We start from the raw sequence: 17,995 nt of genomic DNA, 5'->3' as shown, positions 1-17,995 counted from the left end.
TGACATACGCGTCGTATTTGGTTAATTCATATACGCGGCGTATATCAAATGGAGCGGGTTTTGTGAAGTTCTGCCTGATCGGGCGCGCTCGCCCGTTTCTGCGCCCTGGATTTCAAGAAAAGGACCAGACCGATGACTTCACGCGACGCGATCTTTCCCGCAAACCGCCACGCGCTCTACGAGGCGCACGGCTATTCCGCCGCCATCCGCTCCGAGGACCTGCTGTTCGTTTCCGGCCAGGTCGGCAGCCGCGAGGACGGCACGCCCGAGCCGGATTTCGCCCGCCAGGTCGAGCGCGCCTTCGACAATCTCGGGGCAACGCTGCAGGCGGCCGGCTGCAGTTTCGACGACATTGTCGACGTCACGACCTTCCACACCGACCCGGAAAACCAGTTCGAGACGATCATGTCGGTCAAGAACCGGGTCTTCCCCGAAAAACCCTATCCCAACTGGACCGCCATCGGCGTCAACTGGCTCGCCGGCTTCGATTTCGAGATCAAGGTGATCGCGCGGATTCCGGCGAGCGCGGGAATTGAGCGCGAGCGGGCGGCCTAGTTCGCGCGGGATCGCTGGCAGCCTGCTGAGCCGAACATGCCTTCTGGCGAGCGGGAATCCCAATCTCCCTCATCCTCGTCCCTGTGGCGGGGATGTGAGCGACCCGACGTCCGTCGGGTCAAAAGAACCTTTCAGCCCAAAGACTTGGGCTGGTCCGCAGTTCCATCGGAACTGCTAGGGATTCGTGTGACAAGCACAGGAATGATGGAGATCTTGGCTGACGCACCAGCTTCCCTTGCGGGCCTACAAACAATGCTCGCCAGTCTGTCGGCGGCTCAATGCGCCGGCCAATCCCGAACCTAATGCAGATGCGCAAGCTTGTCCGGGTTGCGCACCACGTAGATCGCCACCACCTTGCCGTTCGCGATCTCCAGCGCGGTCGACTGCAGCTCGCCGTCCGCCTCCCTTGTGACGAAGCCGGGCAGGCCGTTGATGAAGCCGGCGCGCACCAGAGTCGAGCCATGCTTGGCGAAGAGGGCGGCGAGTTGTTCGTGCACCTTCATCACCGCGTCGAAGCCGAGGATCGGCCGCATCGCCGCCGGGCGCTTGCCGCCGCCATCGGAATGGATGCTGACATCGGCCGCCAGCATGGCGCCGAGGGTCTTCATGTCGCCGCTGCGGGATGCCGCGAAGAAGGCATTGGCGATTTCGAGGCCGCGCTGCTGCTCGATCCGGAAGCGCGGCCGTTCCTCGCGCACATGGGTGCGGGCCCGGGCCGCAAGCTGGCGGCAGGCGGCCGCGTCGCGCTCGATCGTGGTGGCCACTTCGTCGAAGCTCAGGCCGAAGACGTCGTGCAGCAGGAAGGCGGCGCGCTCCAACGGCGAAAGCCGCTCGAGCGCCAGCATCAGGGGCAGGGTGACATCGTCCTCCGGCTCCTCCTCGACGACGGGATCGGGAAGCCAGGGGCCGACATAGGTCTCGCGCTTCAGGCGGGCGGATTTCAACTGATCGAGGCAGAGCCTGGTCACCGTGCGGCGCAGGAAGGCTTCGGGTTCGCGCACCGCCGTGCGGTCGGCCCCCATCCAGCGGATGAAGGCCTCCTGCACCATGTCCTCCGCATCGGCGACCGAGCCGAGCATGCGGTAGGCGACGCGGATCAGCTTCGGACGCAGCGGGTCGAAAGCCGCCGCTGCGTCCTCGTTGGAACTCGTCGCCATCAGGCGGCGGCCTGCGCGGCCTTGGCTTCCGCCGGCTCGACCCAGAGGCCGAAGCCGACCGCAAGACGGTTCCAGCCATTGATGACGTTGATCATCAGCGTGAGCTTCACCTGTTCCTCCTCGGTGAAATGTTGCTTCAGCGCTTCGTAGGCCTTTTCGTGGGCGTGGCCTTCCGAAAGCCTGGTCAGCGCCTCGGTCCAGCCTAGCGCGGCGCGTTCGCGATCGGAATAGCAGGGGGCCTCGCGCCAGGCCGAAAGCAGATAGAGGCGCTGCTCGGTTTCGCCCTTCTCGCGGGCTTCCTGCGTGTGCATGTTGATGCAGTTGGCGCAGCCGTTGATCTGCGAGGCGCGGATCTTCACGAGCTCGATGATGGTCTGGTCGAGGCTCGCGGCAACGGCGACGGATGTGCCCATCCAGTTCTTCATCAGTGCGGGGGCAGCGGCGAAAAGGTCGATCTTGGCAGTCATGGTTCCGTTTCCTTTCGTTGGTTCCGATACCATGACGAGCGAGCTATGGCCGGTGTGACATCGGCGCGAAATTTTTTACGGAAACCTTTGCGACGGGCTCGCGCCTATTCGGCGGAAGGCTGGCTGCGGTGTTCCAAGATGGACTGAAACAGATCGGCCTGGCGCTCGGTGGCGAGGCGAATTTTCTTGAGCTGTCCGAGCAACGAGCCGAAGGCCGCAAGCGCGATGCCTGCGCCGATGCCAGGCGATGCCGACTGCAGGGCAAGGAGAACGCCCATCCAGCCGAAATACGGCACGGTTGCCTGCAGCGCGAAGGCCAGCGATACGACGACGACCACTGCTCCGGCAATTTTCAGAAAAGTGTCCACGGCAGTCCCTCCACACGCATGCCGTGCAAGCTTTCTCGGCCTGCAAGTTTTGTCAAGGTAGCTTGCGTTTTCCCGGTGAGGGAGCAAGACGGGCCGCATGCGGTTCGGCCTGTCACACCCCTGTAAAAAGGCGGCTCTATCCCTCGGCGCCAGTTTCAACACGAGGGTATATTCATGAAATCGCTCGTTTCCGTCCTTGCCGGCGCGCTTGCCGCAGGTTTGCTTTCGACCGCCGCTTACGCCGAAAACCTGGTGCTCTATACCAGCCAGCCGAACGAGGATGCGCAGGCGACCGTCGACGCATTCCAGGCGGCCAATCCGGGCATCGAGGTGGAATGGGTGCGCGAGGGGACGACGAAGATCATGGCCAAGCTGATGGCCGAGATCGAGGCCGGCAATCCGGTTGCCGACGTGCTCTTGATCGCCGACACGGTGACGATGCAGCGGCTGAAGGAAGCCGGGCATCTGGAAAACTACAAGTCGCCGGAAGCGGCGAGCTACGACGCCTCGCTCTATGATGCCGACGGCGCCTACTACTCCACCAAGATGATCACCACCGGCATCGTCTACAATACGTCCGCCGCGATGAAGCCCGCGGGCTGGCAGGATCTCGCAAAGCCGGAAGCCAAGGGCCTCGTCAGCATGCCGAGCCCGCTGACCTCGGGTGCGGCGCTGATCCATGCGCAGACGCTGACCGGCATCGACGGCCTCGGTTGGGATTACTACAAGGCGCTTGCGGCAAACGGCGCGACGGCCGCCGGCGGCAATGGCGGCGTGCTGAAGGCGGTGGCGACCGGCGAGAAGGCCTATGGCATGCTCGTCGACTTCATGGCGATCCGCGAGAAAGCCAAGGGCGCGCCGGTGGAATTCGTCTTCCCGGCCGAGGGCGTTTCGGCCGTGACCGAGCCGGTCGGCATCCTGAAGACCGCCAAGAATGCCGACGCCGCGAAGAAGTTCGTCGACTTCCTGCTGTCCGAGGAGGGCCAGAAGACGGCGGCGAAGATGGGCTATATTCCGGCCCGCAACGGCGTGGCGCTGCCGGAAGGCTATCCGGCGCGCGAGACGATCAAGGTGCTGCCGGTGAACGCCGCTGAAGCGGTGAAGAATTCCGACGCGGACCTCAAAACCTTCTCCGGCATCTTCGGCACGAACTGATCGGGAATGCTCGAACGCAAAAACCTGCGCAGCCGGTCCCGCTGGCTGCGCTTTCCCTTTCAAGGCCGGGCGACACGCATGCCGCAGGTGCGGGCGAGGGCAGGCGTCAGCCCCGCCGACGAGCCGCGCTGGCTGGCGCCCTTCGTTATCGCCTGCCTGTTTCTGCTCTGCCTGCTGCCGCTGATCAGCCTGGCGAAGGCCGGCTTTGCGGGGCTCGTCTCGGGTCGGTCGATCGGCGTGCTCACCGAGCCTGCAACCTTCGCGGCGATCCGCAATACGCTGATAACGGCGACCGGCGGCATGGTCGTCTCCGTCGTCATCGGCGCGCTCTTTGCCTTCTCGGTGGCGCTGACGGATGTGCGCGGCAAGCTGGCCTTGAGCTTCGCCTTCATGCTGCCGATGATGATCCCGCCGCAGGTGACGGCACTTGCCTGGGTGGAGATGACCGGGCCGGCAAGCCCGCTCTTAAAGACGCTCGGGCTCGCGCCGCCGCTCGGCAGCCCGCAGCCGCTCTATTCGCTGTCAGGTATTTCGTTGCTGCTCGGCGTCCAGCATGCGCCGCTCGTTTTCCTGGCGCTCAAAGCCGGGCTCTCTGCTTCCCCGCGTGACGGGGTGGAGGCGGCGCGGCTTGCGGGCGCCACGCCGTTTCGCGTCTTCCGTGACATCGTTGCGCCGCTCTCGCTGCCGGGGTTGATTGCTGGTGCTGCGATCGCCTTCGTTTCCGGCGTCGGCAATTTCGGCATACCCGCGATCCTCGGCATTCCCGCCGGGATCGAGGTGCTGCCGACCCTGATCTATACGCGGCTTGCGAGCTTCGGCGCCGGCACTTTCGGCGAGATCGCGGTTTTATCCAGCCTGATCGCCGTGATTGCCGCGGCCGGGCTGATCCTGCAGCAGCGGGCGCTTTCCGGCCGGGACTATCGCATCATCGGCCTCTCGGGCGCGAATGCCGCCTTCTCGCTCGGCCGCTTCCGCTCGATCGTCGAGCTGGCGCTGGTGGCGATCCTGTTCTTCGTGCTGGTGGCGCCGCTCGCGGCGCTTGTCGCGAGCTCGCTGGTGCCGGCCTATGGCGTGCCGCTCAATCTTCAGACGGTCTCGCTCAGGGCTTACGAAGAAATCCTCTTCCGCCAGTCGATGACGCTGAAAGCATTCGCCAATTCGATGTTCCTCGCCACCGCTTCGGCGTTCGGCCTGCTCGCCGTTTCGGTGCCTGCGGCCTATCTGATGACCCGGCGCAAGGGGTGGCTTGCCGATGCGCTCGGCATCCTGATCGAAATCCCCTATGCGCTGCCGGGTATCGTGCTGGCCGTCGCCTTCATCCTCACTTTTGCCGCGCCGCTGCCTCTCCTCGACGTCTCGCTCTACGGCACGATCTGGATCATCCTGGTCGCCTATTTCTCCTCGTTCCTGGCCGTCAGCCTCAAGCCCGTGATGAGCGCCTTCCTGCAGATGGACCCTTCGCTCGAAGAGGCCGCACGGCTCTCGGGCGCCGGGTTCCTCAGGCGCATGGGCGACGTGATCCTGCCCCTGGTGGCGCCGGCGGCGGGGGCTGCGATCATCCTCGTCTTCCTGATTGCCGCCAACGAACTGACGGTCTCGGCGCTGCTCTGGTCGGCCGGGACGCAGACGCTCGGTGTCGCCATCTTCAATCTCGACGACAGCGGCTCGTCGGACCTTGCCGCAGCGCTCTCGGTGCTCGTCGTGGTGATGGTCGTTCTCCTGATGGCCGCGCTCGAGGCGCTCGCGAAATATCTTCCGGAGGGCGTGCTGCCGTGGCGCAACTGATCCTCAACCACCTCACCAAGCATTTCGGCGGCGGCCGGCCGGCGGTTTCCGATGTGTCGCTGACGGTGCGGGAAGGCGGCTTCCTGGCGCTGCTCGGGCCATCCGGCTGCGGCAAGACGACGGTGCTCAGGATGATCGCCGGCTTCGAGCGCCCAAGCGACGGCTCGATCGATTTCGGCGAAAGGCGGCTCTCCGACGCGTCGCGGTCGCTTCCGCCGGAGCGGCGCAACATGGCGATGGTGTTCCAGTCCTATGCGCTCTGGCCGCATATGACGGTGGCGGAGAATGTCGGCTATCCCCTGAAGGTGCGCGGTATTTCCGGCGAGACTTGGCGAAAGCGCGTCCGCGAGGCGCTGGCACTGGTGAAACTCACCGATTATGCCGAACGCCGGCCGGCAGCCCTTTCCGGCGGGCAACGGCAGCGCGTGGCGCTCGCCCGCTGCCTGGTGACCTCGCCGGACGTGGTGCTGCTCGACGAGCCGCTCGCCAATCTCGACCAGCATCTGCGCAAGTCGATGGAGGAAACCTTCCGCATCTTCCACGAGCGCTCCGGCGCGACGATGATCTATGTGACGCACGACCAGGCGGAGGCGATGGCGCTCGCGACCGACGTCGCGGTCATGCACGAGGGGCGGCTGATGCAGATGGCGCCACCCGCCGAAATCTACGCAAGGCCCGAAGGCGCCGTCGTCGGCCGCCTGATCGGCCGCGGCTCGGTCCTCAAGCTGGCCGTGCCGGAGGGGGCGCCGAGAGCGCTGGAGTGGTCGATGCTGCGGGCCGCCCTCGGCGGCATCGGCGAGGCGGGTGGGGGCAATGGGGCGCTTCGCGACGTGCCAGTTCGCGACGTGCTCGTGCGGCCGGAACATGTGCGCCGCGACGGCGAGGGGATGGCGTTTCGGGTCATCTCCTGTGTGTTCGAGGGCGAGCGCTTTGCGCTGACGCTGGCGCTGCCCGACGGGCAGGTGCTGAAAGCTTATGGCGACGTGGCGATGAAGCCGGGGGAGACGGCGCGCTTCGTGCTGAGCCGGGGCTGGCGGTTATAGAGGGCGATGGTTGCGCCTCCTTGGAAACGCCACTTCCAAATGCTATATCGTAGCTATGGTCAAGAATGTCAGGAAGACAACGGGAAGAGTTGCTGATGCCGCGATGAAGCGTGAGCTTTACCGCGACAAGGACGGCATTTTTCACGAACGACTAAAGTACAATAGCGAAGTTATTTCTCAATCCGTAGTCGGATCTTCGCGGCCCGCCTCGAACTTGCGGCCACAAACGGTCGTCGTCAAACAGGAACAACCGCGTGTGGCAACGAGCGATGATGAAACCTACGACATCTCGCTGAAAGCGGCCGAAGACGTGTTCGCCCGCTTTGATTGGACGCTCGCCGAACTCGCCGAATGAGGCCAATATCCTTTGATGCCTTGGTGCAGGCGCATGACCTGACCATCAAGCGGCACGGCGGCGTGTCCGGCATCCGAGATGAGGGGGCAATTCGGGGCGCCATCGCTCGTCCGGTCAACATTGCACACTATGAGGACGGGGTCACGGCCGGGAGGCTGGCGGCTGCGGTGTGCGTTGGCATTGCCAAGGCGCATGGCTTTCGACGGCAACAAGCGCGCGGCCCTCTTCGCGCTCGCGATGCAGCTGCTTATTCTTGGCTACAGGCTCGATGCCAGCCAGAAGGACATGCGCGACGTCATTTGGGCCGTCGCCGATGGTCAGATGGGGGAGGCGGAGCTTGCCGATTGGGTGGACGCCCACCTCTTGCCGGCCGGCGACTGATCCCGAACTCTTGAAGCGTTTCGCTTCTACTTTGCCCGCAGCAATGGGAAACTCGACCACAATCAAGATTTCGGCTGTAGCGAAATAAACCATTGAGTTAAATGAAACCGGTTGCTATAAACAATCAGTATTCCGCTTGAAGTGCGGTTGAGGAGAAACGAGGCGGGTGGCCTCATCGACAGGAGGATCAGATGAAGCTCTATCAAGGCATAGGACCGAATTCGTATCGCGTGCGCATCTTCATGGCGGAGAAGGGGATCTCGCTGCCGATGGTGAATGTCGACTTCGCCAAGGGTGAGCACCGGGCGCCGGAGTTCCTGGCGGTCAATTCGCTCGGGCAGATCCCGGTGCTGGAGCTCGACGACGGCACGATCATCACCGAGAGCGTTGCGATCTGCCGCTATCTCGAGGAGACGAAGCGCGAGCCGCAGCTCTTCGGCCATGATGCCGTCAGCCGCGCCAAGGTGGAGATGTGGAACCGGCGCGCCGAGCTGGTGATCCTCGGCACCGTCGGCAATGTGGCGCTGCATTCGGATGCCTTCTTTGCCGAGCGGCTGACGCAGTTTCCGGCCTTTGCCGAGACCGAGCGGCTGGCGGTGCCGAAGAAATGGGGCTGGCTCGACGACGAGCTTTCGGACGGACGGCCGTATCTCGCCGGCGACGACTTCTCGATCGCCGACATCACCGCCGGCGTCACCGCCTGGCTCTGCGATGTCTTCGGCATGGAGATCCCGGCCTCGGCGAAGAATGTCCAGCGCTGGCTGGAGCGGGTGCGCTCGCGACCGAGTTTTGAGGCGTAGATCGCGGCTTGCGGGTGAGGCGGCGCTTTTCGATGTTTGCCATGTCGAGATCCGCCCCTCATCCGGCCTGCCGGCCACCTTCTCCCCGCAGGCGGGGAGAAGGAGATTCGCGGCACCCGCTCGTTCCACGTCGACCGTTCGCAGTCGCTGCGCCTTTGACAAAAGACCGCAGGTCGCGAGACAGCCGTCGTCCTCGTCCCCTCTCCCCGCCTGCGGGGAGAGGGTTAGGGTGAGGGGCAGACGCGGAGACTAAAGCTTTGATTGCTCGGCGGATTTATTCACTCTGCCGCCGAAGTCCGGAGCCTGATTTACCGCCTTTGCGGCCCCGCTAAAATACTTATGTGGATAGGTGTTCCGACCTTTTTTCTTGCCTTCTCCATGGCTTTTTTCAATTCCTAAAATAATAGCTGCCCGATTCGCCCGCCGTCGGCGCCTGCAGGGCGTCGGCTCTAGGAGACAAGCCATGAACGATTTCAAGAAGCCCACGATCACCGAAATGCGCCCGAAGATCACCGTCATCGGGGTCGGCGGCGGTGGCGGCAACGCCATCAACAACATGATCAACGAAGGGCTTCAGGGCGTCGATTTCGTGGTGGCCAACACGGACGCGCAGGCGCTCGCCATGTCGAAGTCGTCGCGCATCATCCAGCTCGGTGCCGCCGTCACCGAGGGCCTCGGCGCCGGTTCGCTGCCGGATGTCGGCCGGGCGGCGGCGGAAGAATCGATCGACGAGATCATGGATCACCTCGGCGGCACGCATATGTGCTTCGTCACCGCCGGCATGGGCGGCGGCACGGGCACGGGTGCGGCCCCGGTGATCGCGGCAGCGGCGCGCAAGGCCGGCATCCTCACCGTCGGCGTCGTCACCAAGCCCTTCAGCTTCGAGGGCAAGCGCCGCATGGAAACGGCCGAGCAGGGCATCGAGCGGCTGCGTGAGGCGGCCGACACCGTGATCGTCATTCCCAACCAGAACCTCTTCCGCATTGCCGACGCCAAGACCACCTTTGCCGATGCCTTCGTGATCGCCGACCGGGTGCTCTATTCCGGCGTCGGCTGCATCACCGACCTGATCGTCAAGGAAGGCCTGATCAACCTCGACTTCGCCGACGTGAAATCGGTGATGAAGGGCATGGGCCGGGCGATGATGGGCACCGGCGAGGCAACCGGCGAGGGCCGGGCGCTGAAGGCGGCGGAAGCGGCGATCGCCAATCCGCTGCTCGACGAAGTGTCGATGCGCGGCGCCAAGGGTGTCTTGATCTCGATCTCCGGCGGCATGGACATGACGCTGTTCGAGGTGGACGAGGCTGCGACCCGCATCCGCGAAGAGGTCTATGACGAGGCCGACATCGTCGTCGGCTCGATCTTCGACCGCACGCTCGACGGCACCTTCCGCGTCTCCGTCGTCGCGACCGGCCTCGACTCCGCCCGTTCGGCCAACAACGCCGCGGGTGCAGCCGCCGGCCAGCCCGCACCGGCCCCGATCCGGACGCTGCAGTAAGGTTCATCGCCTCGAGGGGCGTTGCTTCCAGAACAGGACGCCATGCGCTCATCCGGGTGCATGGCGTTTTTGTTGGGCCCCTCATCCGGCCTGCCGGCCACCTTCTCCCCGTCGTCACGGGGAGAAGGTACACTGTGGCACGCTCACCGGTTCCTTTGCTCGCTTGCAGCCGCAGGATACTTTGAGGGAGCACGCTCGGCGTCTTGTTACCGTTTGCAAGAGGCCGTGGAAAGGAGAGGTGGGAGCTGCGCGCGCCATTCCCTCTCCCCGCAGGCGGGGAGAGGGTCAGGGTGAGGGGCCGCGTTAACCGGGAGCTACCCATCATGGCAGATGCGATATGCCGCGCCGTGCACCAATGCGGGCGGCGGCCGCTCCGCAGTCGGGTCCCTCAATTCGACGCTGCATTCACCCGCGGCGTCAGCCGGTAGATCAGCAGCGTGTCGTCGTCGACGACGCGCTCGGCCGTCCGGTCGAGATGGGCGATCAGGCCCCTGTTGTATTCCAGGAACTTGCGCCGCTGCATGTCGCGGGCGTTTTTGGTGATGCCGAACCAGGTGGCGTTGCGGGCGCGCAGGTCCTCCAGCGCCGCGATCGCCGCGTCGTCCTCCAGCAGCATCGACCATTCGGTCTCGCCGCCGCCGGGCGGGAAGACCCAGCCGCGGTGGCGGCTGTAATAGATCGCGACGGGATCGCCGATCGTCGGCGTTGCGGTGATGACGAGCTCGCCGGGGTGGCTGAGTTCGCTGAGCTTCATGCCGAGCTCTTCGCCGTGGTCGGCATAGGGCGTCTTCATCAGCGTGAGGCCGGGGATGCTGCCGCCGAAGACGACGACGGCGGCGATCGCCGTAAGCCGCAGCGCACGCGTGAGGAACCCGCGTTCGCGGCCAATGCTGACCAGCAGGACCAGCCCGCTGCCGGCAAGGGCCGCGACGGCCACGTTGAAGATATGGAAGTTCCAGGGGTTGGTCTTGATCTCGCGAGCGGCAAGCACATAGACGATGGCCGCACCCAGGAGCCAGACATGGAAGAACCAGGGTGCACGACGGGGCCCCGCCTTCGTCTCCGCATCGCTTGCCGCCGGCGGTGCGGTCAAGAGCGCGATACCTGTCAGCACCACCACCGGCAGGGTGAAGAGCCAGTTGCTGGCGATCTTCCAGGTGGCGGGGATGTAGAAGGCTTCGTCGAGGAACCTCGAAAGCCCGTCGCGCCAGAGGTAGCCGCTGCCGGCGACATGGTAAGGCGGATAGTTGGTGCCGAGATAGTGCGCCCACCAGTAATAGCCGAGGATGAGCGCCCCGGCGGCAAGGGCGACCGGCAGGCTTGCCAGGAGGCGGCCAAGGCCGAGCCTGCCGCGCCGCTGCAGGATGGCGAAGGTCGCGTAGGTCATCGGCACGACAACCGCGATGCCCGGCAGCTTCGCAAGCACGCCTGTCGTGGTGAGGAGCCCGGCCGCGATGAGAAGCGTCAGGCGATCGTTCTGCAGGTCGTTACTGTGTCTGGTAGCGCAACAGCAGCGTGCCGAGCCGCGGGTAGCTGCGCAGCACCAACTCGATTGCGACGCCGCCATAGTCGCGACCCTCGAAGATGTCGACTTCCTCGCAGGGGCCGCAATATGTTCGGCGTTCGCCATAGCCAAGCGAGCAGTCACGCTCGGGGCAGGTGATCTCAATTTCGTTTCTCCGCCTGCTCAGCTTGAAGGTCATCTTGCTTTCGGGGGACGGCGTGAACTCGCACGGTTCCCCGACGACACAGGCGACCTCGCCTGCCACGGGATCCTCACCGTCCAGCATCAGCGCATAGTGCAGCGCGTAGGTGGGCGGTTCGGCGTGGACGGTGGCCAAGGGCAGAAGCGAAAGGGCAAGCGCAGACAGGGCAAAAGCAGATGGGGCAAGAGCAGACGGGGCGAGGCGCATGGATTGCATCAGGCAACATCCTCGGTGGCAGCGGCAACATGGCAGCGTCGGCAGGGTGCTGCAGCGCCTGAGCCTCGTCTGTGCGCTTGAGGTAATCCAACAATGATGTCAAAACTGTAGCGGGTGTTGGCCGTCTGCCGCTCTTTTTACTTGTCGCGCCGGATTGATCGTTACCCTTCCGCGTCTGCTGCTTCCGGTGCCACCGGCTTCTTCGCCAGCGCCAGATTTGCCGCCGCAGCCTCGGCTTCCGCCGCTCCTGCAGCACCGGAGCGCACGGTGACGGCGTTGGAGGCGAGGTCGAGGCCGGCTTCGCGCAACGCCGGGAGCAGTCGCTTCATTGACTCGCGCTGGAGGATGCTGGGGTTGCCGGGGCGCGCGGTGAATTTCAGCCGCACGACGAGTGAGTTTTCGGTGACGTCCTGAATGCCCTGCATCTTCAAGGGCACGAGGAATTCGCCGCCGATCTCCGGATCCTCCAGCATGGTGAGGCCGACCTTCTTGATGGTCTTGCGGATCTTTTCGAGATCGGCGTCGCGCTCGAATTTCAGCTCGAACTTCACCGTGCTCCAGTCGCGGCTGTAATTGGTCACCGCCTGGAGCTGGCCGTAGGGAACCGTGTGGATCTGGCCGTTCTGGTGGCGCAGCCGCAGCGAACGCAGCGAGATGCGCTCGACCGTACCCTTGAGCTTGCCGGTATCGACATATTCGCCGACGCGGAAGGCGTCATCGGCGATGAAGAAGATGCCGGAGACGACGTCCTTCACCAGCGTCTGCGAGCCGAAGGAAAGGGCAAGACCAAGCACGCCGAAACCGGCCAGCAGCGGCGCGATATTGATGCCGAGTGCGGAGAGGATGACGAGGCTGGTGACGGCGAAGATGCCACCGAAGATCAGATTGCGGATCAGCGGCAGGATGGTCGAGAGCCGGCTTGCCTGATGGATCACCGTCTCGTCCTCGCTGTCGCCGGGCAACGCCACGCGGGCTGACGGAGCGAAGGCTTCGAAGCTCCGCCAGAGGAAGCTGCAGATCACCCAGGCAGCCACGACCGCAAGGCTGATGCGCTCGAGAATGACGATCCATCCGACGGCGGCGGACGTGTCGTCCTGGACCATCACCGGGCGCCAGAGCGCGACGATGATGTGCAGGCCGATCAGCCAGGTGGCGCCGGCGAGCGCCGTCTGGATACTGCCTGAGATCGCCGCATGCAGCCTGGAGGAGGCGGGCGTGCGGCGGCGCTCGGCGGCGGCACCGGCGAGCGAATGGATGCCGAAGGCAAGGATCGGCAGCGCAAGCAGGATGATCTGCGTGGTGCCGCCGGCAAAGCTCCAGGCCGCGCTGTTCGGGCTGCCGGCGACGATGACGGTCATCAGCCAGAGCACGATCGCGCTCAGGGCATAAAACTCCGGCACGCCGAAGGCGATGGCGCGGCGCACCGGGCCAGGGTTCTCGCCGGCAAAGAGCGCGCGGATATCACCCGCGCCGCCGATGAACCAGTAGAGCTTGATGAGCGTCAGGATGGTGACGCCGATCAGCAGCCAGCCGTCGGTGGCGGCAAGCTCCAGCCCGCGCTGATGGGCAAAGCGCAGGCTGGCGCCGACGACAGCGCCGAGCGCGCCATAGGCGGCGAGCATGGTGGCGTGGAAGCGTGGATGGGCGATGTCGAGCAGGCGGATCTCGGGTCGCGTCGGCGCAAAGAGGAAGCGGGCGCCGACGGCATAGACGGCCGAGACGACGGCGATGGTGATCAGGGCATGGGCAAGCTCGGCAGAGGCCGTGCCCGGCGTCAGGAACAGGCGAGCAAGGGTATGGGCGACCGTGGCGAAGATCACGAGATAGGCGATATCGAAGCCGAGCCGGATCAAGGAGGCGCGCACGCGATGCAGCAGGTCGACGCATTCGAAAGAGGCGCCGAACAGCCGATGGATGAGAAAGCGGCCGGCGAAGGCGGTGGCAAGCCCGGCGGCGACCGCAAGCACGGCGATAGAAGCAACCGAGACGACCGACCAGCCTTCGGAACGAATGCCTGCCGCAACGTCAGCCATTACGCCGGCGATGCCGGATATGCCCGCAAGGCCCATCTGCAAGCCATTGAGAAACCGGGCGGAAAGGGTGTCGAAGGAATCCTCCGCGTCTGGAGCGGCCCACTCCGGCGTGCCGGCTGCCGGCGTCGCGGCGACAGCCGGTTTCGAGCTGTGGCTGCTGTCAGCGGCGCTGCCCGGCGTTGCGGCCTCATTTGCCGCGTTGCGCCATTCGACCGTGACCGGCCCACCGGCCTTTGCAGCGGCGCGCAGGGTTTCCTCGATCTCGGCGGCGCTTTGGCCGGGCGTGAGAATGACGGTGATCGGCGGTGGCGCCGTCTGGGCAAAAGCGGGCAGGGCGACCGCCAGAAGCAGCGCCAGGCCAATGAGCAGGTGACGGCAGAAAAAGCGGTTATGCGCCATGAACTTCACCCATCGAGACCGTTTACGCGCCATGCGCACATCGGCATCACATTACACAACGGTCTAAAATTCCAATCGTATTTTGAAGGGCGAAGTGGATGAGGCGCGAGCCTCGTTTCCGAAGGCGCGCAGCCTCGGTACCACGTGGACGAGGGGGAAGCGCGCGAGCGGTCCTACTTCGTCGTGTAGCCGCCATTGACCAGGATCGTCTGGCCGGTCATCCACCAGCCGTCGGAGACGAGGAAGCGGATATAGGGGACGATGTCCTCGATGTCGGTAAGGCCGGTCTTGGAGAAGGCCGAGAGCGCGGAAGCGGTCTTGTGGTAGGCGACGGCGTCGGCCCCTTCGGCCGGGTAGAAGAAGGGCGTATCCATCGGGCCGGGGCCGATGGCGGTGACGGAGATGCCGCGTTCGCCGAATTCCTTGGCGGCCGCCCGGGTAAAGTGCTCGACGGGGGCCTTGGTGCCGGCATAGGCCGCGTAGAAGGGCGTGAAGGCGCCGAGCAGCGAGGTGACGAGCGTGCAGATCTTGCCGTTGTCGCTGACGTGCCTGCCGGCCTCGCGCAGGAAGAAGAAGGCGGACTTGGAGTTGACCGCGCTCATCTCGTCGTATTCGGCCTCGGTGATCTCGACGAAGGGCTTCTTCAAGACCTTGCCGACGGTGTTGACGGCGATGTCGATGCCGCCGAGTGCCGCCTTGGCATCGGCGAAGAGCTTTTCGACATTGGCCGCGCTGGTGAGATCGCCCGAGAAGGCGTGGGCTGCGGCCCCGGCCGCCTTGATCGCCGCGACGGTCTCGTCCGCGGAAGATTTGGTGGCGGCGCTGTTGTAATGGATCGCGACGCCGCGCGCACCGTGTTCGGCGAGATCGCGCGCCAAGAGGCCGCCGAGGTTCTTCGCGCCGCCGGCGATGAGAACGGATTTACCTTTGATGCTGTGGTCTGCCATGGGTTTCTCCTGTTGTCGGCCGCCTGCGGGGCCGGTCTTTGAATGGGCGGGATCAGAGCCGAGCGCGGCACTCGCTCACCCTGCTTCTGGTGCCGGCGGCCCATCTCGATGAGGCCGCCCGTGTTTCAGATAGCGCGCGCCTTGTCGCTGCCCATGCGAGAGGGACCGGGGCCGCGACAGGCATCGCAGGGTTGAGAATATCGTCCGTGTCGCTGGTATAAAGGCTCCGTTCGTGACATGACTTGTCAGGATAGGCGAACAATGGGCATGAGCCGGCATGGACAGGATCGAGCTTTTCCGCATCTTCACCCGCGTCGTCGAAAGCGCGAGCTTTACCCGTGCGGCCGACAGACTCGGGCTGCCGCGCTCCTCCGTTTCGGTGGCGGTGCAGACGCTGGAAACCCGGCTCGGCACGAGGCTCTTGCACCGCACGACCCGCAAGGTGGCGCCGACGCAGGATGGTGCCGCCTTCTACGAGCGCTGCCTGCGGCTGATCCAGGACGTGGAGGAGGCGGAGAACCTGTTTCGCAGCGGGACGACCGGTCCGGCGGGGCGGCTGCGCGTCGACCTGCCGAGCCGCATCGGCCGGCTGATCGTGGCGCCGGCGCTGCCGGACTTCCTGGCGCGCTACCCCGGCATCGACATCGACCTCGGCATGACCGACCGGGCGGTGCATCTGATCGAGGAGAGTATCGACTGTGCGCTGCGCGTCGGGCCGCTCGAGGATTCCAGCCTGATCGCCCGGCCGTTCGGCACGCTGCGGCTGATCAATGCCGCAAGCCCGGACTATCTCGCGCGCTATGGCACGCCCAGGACGCCCGCCGATCTCGCCGGTCATTTCGCCGTCAACTACGCCTCGCCCTCAAGCGGCCGGGTGGAGGACTGGGAATGGATCGAAGGCGGCGCGGCGCGCACGGTGAGCGTTGCCGGCCGGGTCAGCGTCAACAGCGCCGAAGGCAGCATCGCCTGCTGCCTCGCCGGCCTCGGCCTGATCCAGATCCCGGCCTTCGACGTGAGCGACCACCTGAGGGAAGGGCGGCTCAAGGAGGTGATGCCCGACCACACCGCCGCGCCGATGCCGATGGCGCTGCTCTACCCGCACCGCCAGCATTTGTCGCGCCGGCTGCAGGTGTTCGCCGACTGGCTGGAGGGGCTGATGCGGGGGGTGATTGCGGCGTGAGCGGTCGCAGCTGTCGACATGACCGGCTTGTGGCTCAACGCAGACCGGAGGCTCGCAAGTCTCTGTGGAATCGAAGTTGGACCGGCAGGCGCTATGCGCTGTTCCAGGTTGGGCCGACGGCTGCCTTAGAGCAAATGCATATTCCCGAATCGGCATTGGTGACGTAGCCTGCGGCCATTCTGCTAAGGCGCTGTCCGATGCAACTCGGACTGGCGGCGGCCGCAGAGGACGTTGCAAGGGGGAATTGCGCGTGGGGCAGGTAGGAGCCAGTATTTGGGTGGCGGTGCTTGTCGCTGCCGCCATGCAGGGGCAGCAGGCGGCGGCCCAGGATGCGGACGAACTCGCAAAGAAGCTCTCGAACCCGGTCGCCGACCTGATCAGCGTGCCGTTCCAGAGCAATTTCGATCTTCGCGCCGGCGCGGAGGAGGATGGCTTCTCCTATACGCTCAACGTCCAGCCGGTCATTCCCATCTCGCTGAACGCGGACTGGAACCTGATCTCGCGCACGATCCTGCCGATCTCCTATCGCGACTACCTGCCGCCGCCCGACGGCAATACGTTCGGGCTCGGCGACATCACCCAGAGCCTTTTCCTGTCGCCGACCAATCCCGGCCCTTCGGGTATCGTCTGGGGTGTCGGTCCGGCCTTTTTGATCCCGACCGCCACCGACGATTTCCTCGGCACCGGCAAGTTCGGCATTGGCCCGACGGCGGTCGTGCTGAAGCAGGAGGGACCGTGGACCGTCGGCGTGCTTGGAAACCACATCTGGAGCGTTGCCGGCGAGGGTGACCGGGCGGATGTGAGTCAGACCTTCCTGCAACCCTTCCTGTCCTACGGCTTCGGCCATGGTGCGACCGTGACACTCAACACGGAGTCGACCTACGACTGGGAGACCGATCAATGGACGGTGCCGATCAACCTCGGCGTCTCGCAGGTCTTCAAGGTGGGCGACCAGATGCTGAGCGCCCAGATCGGCGGGAAATATTATGCCGAGGCGCCGGAGGGCGCGCCGAGCTGGGGCGTGCGCGCGACGCTGACCTTCCTGTTTCCGAAGTAAGCCGCTCGCACCGGCCCTATGTTTCAGTGGCGCCGCGGGCTCACCCACAGCGCCGCCCTGCGACCTCACCAGCCGCTCACACCGAACGCATCAGCCCGCCGTCCACCTTGATGTTCTGGCCGGTGATGTAGCCGGCGCCGTCCGAGGCGAGGAAGGCGATCGTTGCGGCGATTTCGGCGCTGGTGCCGTAGCGCTTCATCGGCACGGCGTCGCGGCGCTCCTCGGTTGCCGGCAGGCTGTCGATCCAGCCGGGCAGCACGTTGTTCATGCGCACGTTGTCGGCGGCGTAGGTGTCGGCGAAGATCTTGGTGTAGGCGGCGAGGCCGGCGCGGAAGACGGCGGAGGTCGGGAACATCGGCGACGGCTCGAAGGCCCAGGCCGTGGAGATGTTGACGATCGAGCCCGCCTTCTGCTTCTGCATGATCGGCGCGACGAGGCGGACCGGGCGGATGACGTTCATCAGGTAGACGTCGAGGCCGGTGTGCCACTGTTCGTCGGTGATTTCGAGGATCTGGGCGCGCGGACCGTGGCCGGCGCTGTTGACCAGCACGTCGATCCGGCCCCACTTTTCCATGGCCGCGTCCACGAGGCGCTTCAGGTCGTCATTCACCTGGTTGGAGCCGGTGACGCCGATGCCGCCGAGCTCGGCGGCGAGCGCCTCGCCCTTGCCGGAGGACGACAGGATCGCGACCTTGAAGCCGTCGGCGGCCAGGCGCCTTGCGCTTTCGGCGCCCATGCCGCTGCCGCCAGCGGTGATAACTGCCACTTTTTCTACTACTGCCATGGTTCCATCCTCTCTCGTCGCATTCAGCCTGGTGCCGATTGTGCTGGTATTGCAATTGAAATACCATCTCTGGGACGTAACGACGAAGCAGTTTCGCTTTCCTTTGCCA

Annotated in this window: 18 protein-coding genes; 10 read left to right on the top strand and 8 right to left on the bottom strand. The window is 65.1% G+C overall.

All coding sequences use genetic code 11. From position 1 onward, the window contains the following. Positions 1 to 132 precede the first annotated feature (132 nt). Positions 133 to 555, top strand: coding sequence for a RidA family protein (locus AC0C6X_RS23380; RefSeq protein WP_472955425.1), 423 nt, complete (start codon positions 133 to 135; stop codon positions 553 to 555). 299 nt (positions 556 to 854) lie between these two features. Here the strand turns inward: AC0C6X_RS23380 and AC0C6X_RS23375 are convergent, their stop codons facing one another. From AC0C6X_RS23375 to AC0C6X_RS23365, 3 genes are all read right to left on the bottom strand, one after another. Continuing rightward, positions 855 to 1,712 carry a sigma-70 family RNA polymerase sigma factor gene (locus tag AC0C6X_RS23375; RefSeq protein WP_247960214.1) on the bottom strand — a complete coding sequence of 286 codons (858 nt, stop codon included), beginning with the start codon at positions 1,710 to 1,712 and terminating at the stop codon, positions 855 to 857. Continuing rightward, positions 1,712 to 2,179: a carboxymuconolactone decarboxylase family protein gene (locus AC0C6X_RS23370; RefSeq protein WP_173516985.1), complete on the bottom strand. Its 468-nt coding sequence runs from the start codon at positions 2,177 to 2,179 to the stop codon at positions 1,712 to 1,714. Before AC0C6X_RS23370 ends, AC0C6X_RS23375 begins: the two co-directional genes overlap by 1 nt. 104 nt (positions 2,180 to 2,283) lie before the next feature. Next, positions 2,284 to 2,547, bottom strand: a complete 264-nt coding sequence (locus AC0C6X_RS23365; RefSeq protein ID WP_173516984.1) for a hypothetical protein — start codon at positions 2,545 to 2,547, stop codon at positions 2,284 to 2,286. Between the two features lie 174 nt (positions 2,548 to 2,721). On the opposite strand from AC0C6X_RS23365, the gene AC0C6X_RS23360 reads away from it, so the two are divergent. From AC0C6X_RS23360 to ftsZ, 7 genes are all read left to right on the top strand, one after another. Next, complete coding sequence (locus AC0C6X_RS23360) at positions 2,722 to 3,702, top strand: ABC transporter substrate-binding protein (protein WP_173516983.1); 981 nt, start codon at positions 2,722 to 2,724, stop codon at positions 3,700 to 3,702. A gap of 78 nt (positions 3,703 to 3,780) precedes the next feature. Then, complete coding sequence (locus AC0C6X_RS23355; RefSeq protein WP_173518157.1) at positions 3,781 to 5,487, top strand: ABC transporter permease; 1,707 nt, start codon at positions 3,781 to 3,783, stop codon at positions 5,485 to 5,487. Beyond that, the gene (locus tag AC0C6X_RS23350) at positions 5,475 to 6,530 is read left to right on the top strand and encodes an ABC transporter ATP-binding protein (protein ID WP_173516982.1); all 1,056 of its coding nucleotides are present in this window, start codon (positions 5,475 to 5,477) and stop codon (positions 6,528 to 6,530) included. Before AC0C6X_RS23355 ends, AC0C6X_RS23350 begins: the two co-directional genes overlap by 13 nt. 103 nt (positions 6,531 to 6,633) lie before the next feature. After that, positions 6,634 to 6,885, top strand: coding sequence for a hypothetical protein (locus tag AC0C6X_RS23345; RefSeq protein ID WP_173516981.1), 252 nt, complete (start codon positions 6,634 to 6,636; stop codon positions 6,883 to 6,885). Positions 6,886 to 7,077: 192 nt separating this feature from the next. Further along, the gene (locus AC0C6X_RS23340) at positions 7,078 to 7,266 is read left to right on the top strand and encodes a hypothetical protein (protein WP_173516980.1); all 189 of its coding nucleotides are present in this window, start codon (positions 7,078 to 7,080) and stop codon (positions 7,264 to 7,266) included. A gap of 191 nt (positions 7,267 to 7,457) precedes the next feature. After that, positions 7,458 to 8,066 (top strand): glutathione S-transferase family protein, encoded by a 609-nt coding sequence (locus tag AC0C6X_RS23335; protein WP_173516979.1) that lies wholly within the window; start codon positions 7,458 to 7,460, stop codon positions 8,064 to 8,066. Between the two features lie 463 nt (positions 8,067 to 8,529). Then, positions 8,530 to 9,564, top strand: coding sequence for a cell division protein FtsZ (gene ftsZ / locus AC0C6X_RS23330; RefSeq protein WP_173516978.1), 1,035 nt, complete (start codon positions 8,530 to 8,532; stop codon positions 9,562 to 9,564). A 388-nt stretch (positions 9,565 to 9,952) separates the two neighbouring features. On the opposite strand, the gene AC0C6X_RS23325 is transcribed toward ftsZ, so the two are convergent. From AC0C6X_RS23325 to AC0C6X_RS23310, 4 genes are all read right to left on the bottom strand, one after another. After that, positions 9,953 to 10,990, bottom strand: a complete 1,038-nt coding sequence (locus AC0C6X_RS23325) for a hypothetical protein (protein WP_173516977.1) — start codon at positions 10,988 to 10,990, stop codon at positions 9,953 to 9,955. Between the two features lie 61 nt (positions 10,991 to 11,051). Next, on the bottom strand, positions 11,052 to 11,486 hold the full coding sequence (locus AC0C6X_RS23320; protein WP_173516976.1) for a hypothetical protein: 435 nt from the start codon (positions 11,484 to 11,486) through the stop codon (positions 11,052 to 11,054). Between the two features lie 161 nt (positions 11,487 to 11,647). Further along, the gene (locus AC0C6X_RS23315) at positions 11,648 to 13,918 is read right to left on the bottom strand and encodes a mechanosensitive ion channel family protein (protein ID WP_472955416.1); all 2,271 of its coding nucleotides are present in this window, start codon (positions 13,916 to 13,918) and stop codon (positions 11,648 to 11,650) included. A gap of 173 nt (positions 13,919 to 14,091) precedes the next feature. Beyond that, the gene (locus AC0C6X_RS23310) at positions 14,092 to 14,865 is read right to left on the bottom strand and encodes an SDR family oxidoreductase (RefSeq protein ID WP_472955413.1); all 774 of its coding nucleotides are present in this window, start codon (positions 14,863 to 14,865) and stop codon (positions 14,092 to 14,094) included. A gap of 277 nt (positions 14,866 to 15,142) precedes the next feature. On the opposite strand from AC0C6X_RS23310, the gene AC0C6X_RS23305 reads away from it, so the two are divergent. Next, positions 15,143 to 16,045 (top strand): LysR family transcriptional regulator, encoded by a 903-nt coding sequence (locus AC0C6X_RS23305; RefSeq protein ID WP_472955412.1) that lies wholly within the window; start codon positions 15,143 to 15,145, stop codon positions 16,043 to 16,045. Between the two features lie 301 nt (positions 16,046 to 16,346). Beyond that, on the top strand, positions 16,347 to 17,102 hold the full coding sequence (locus AC0C6X_RS23300; protein WP_472955472.1) for a transporter: 756 nt from the start codon (positions 16,347 to 16,349) through the stop codon (positions 17,100 to 17,102). A 76-nt stretch (positions 17,103 to 17,178) separates the two neighbouring features. Here AC0C6X_RS23300 and AC0C6X_RS23295 read toward each other — a convergent pair whose 3' ends face one another. Beyond that, positions 17,179 to 17,886 (bottom strand): SDR family oxidoreductase, encoded by a 708-nt coding sequence (locus AC0C6X_RS23295; protein WP_472955410.1) that lies wholly within the window; start codon positions 17,884 to 17,886, stop codon positions 17,179 to 17,181. Positions 17,887 to 17,995: the final 109 nt, after the last annotated feature.

The sequence above is a fragment of the Ensifer sp. VA4 genome, assembly GCF_055710065.1.
Note: the sequence above shows the minus strand (reverse complement) of the source record. Positions and strands in the feature narration are given on the sequence as shown.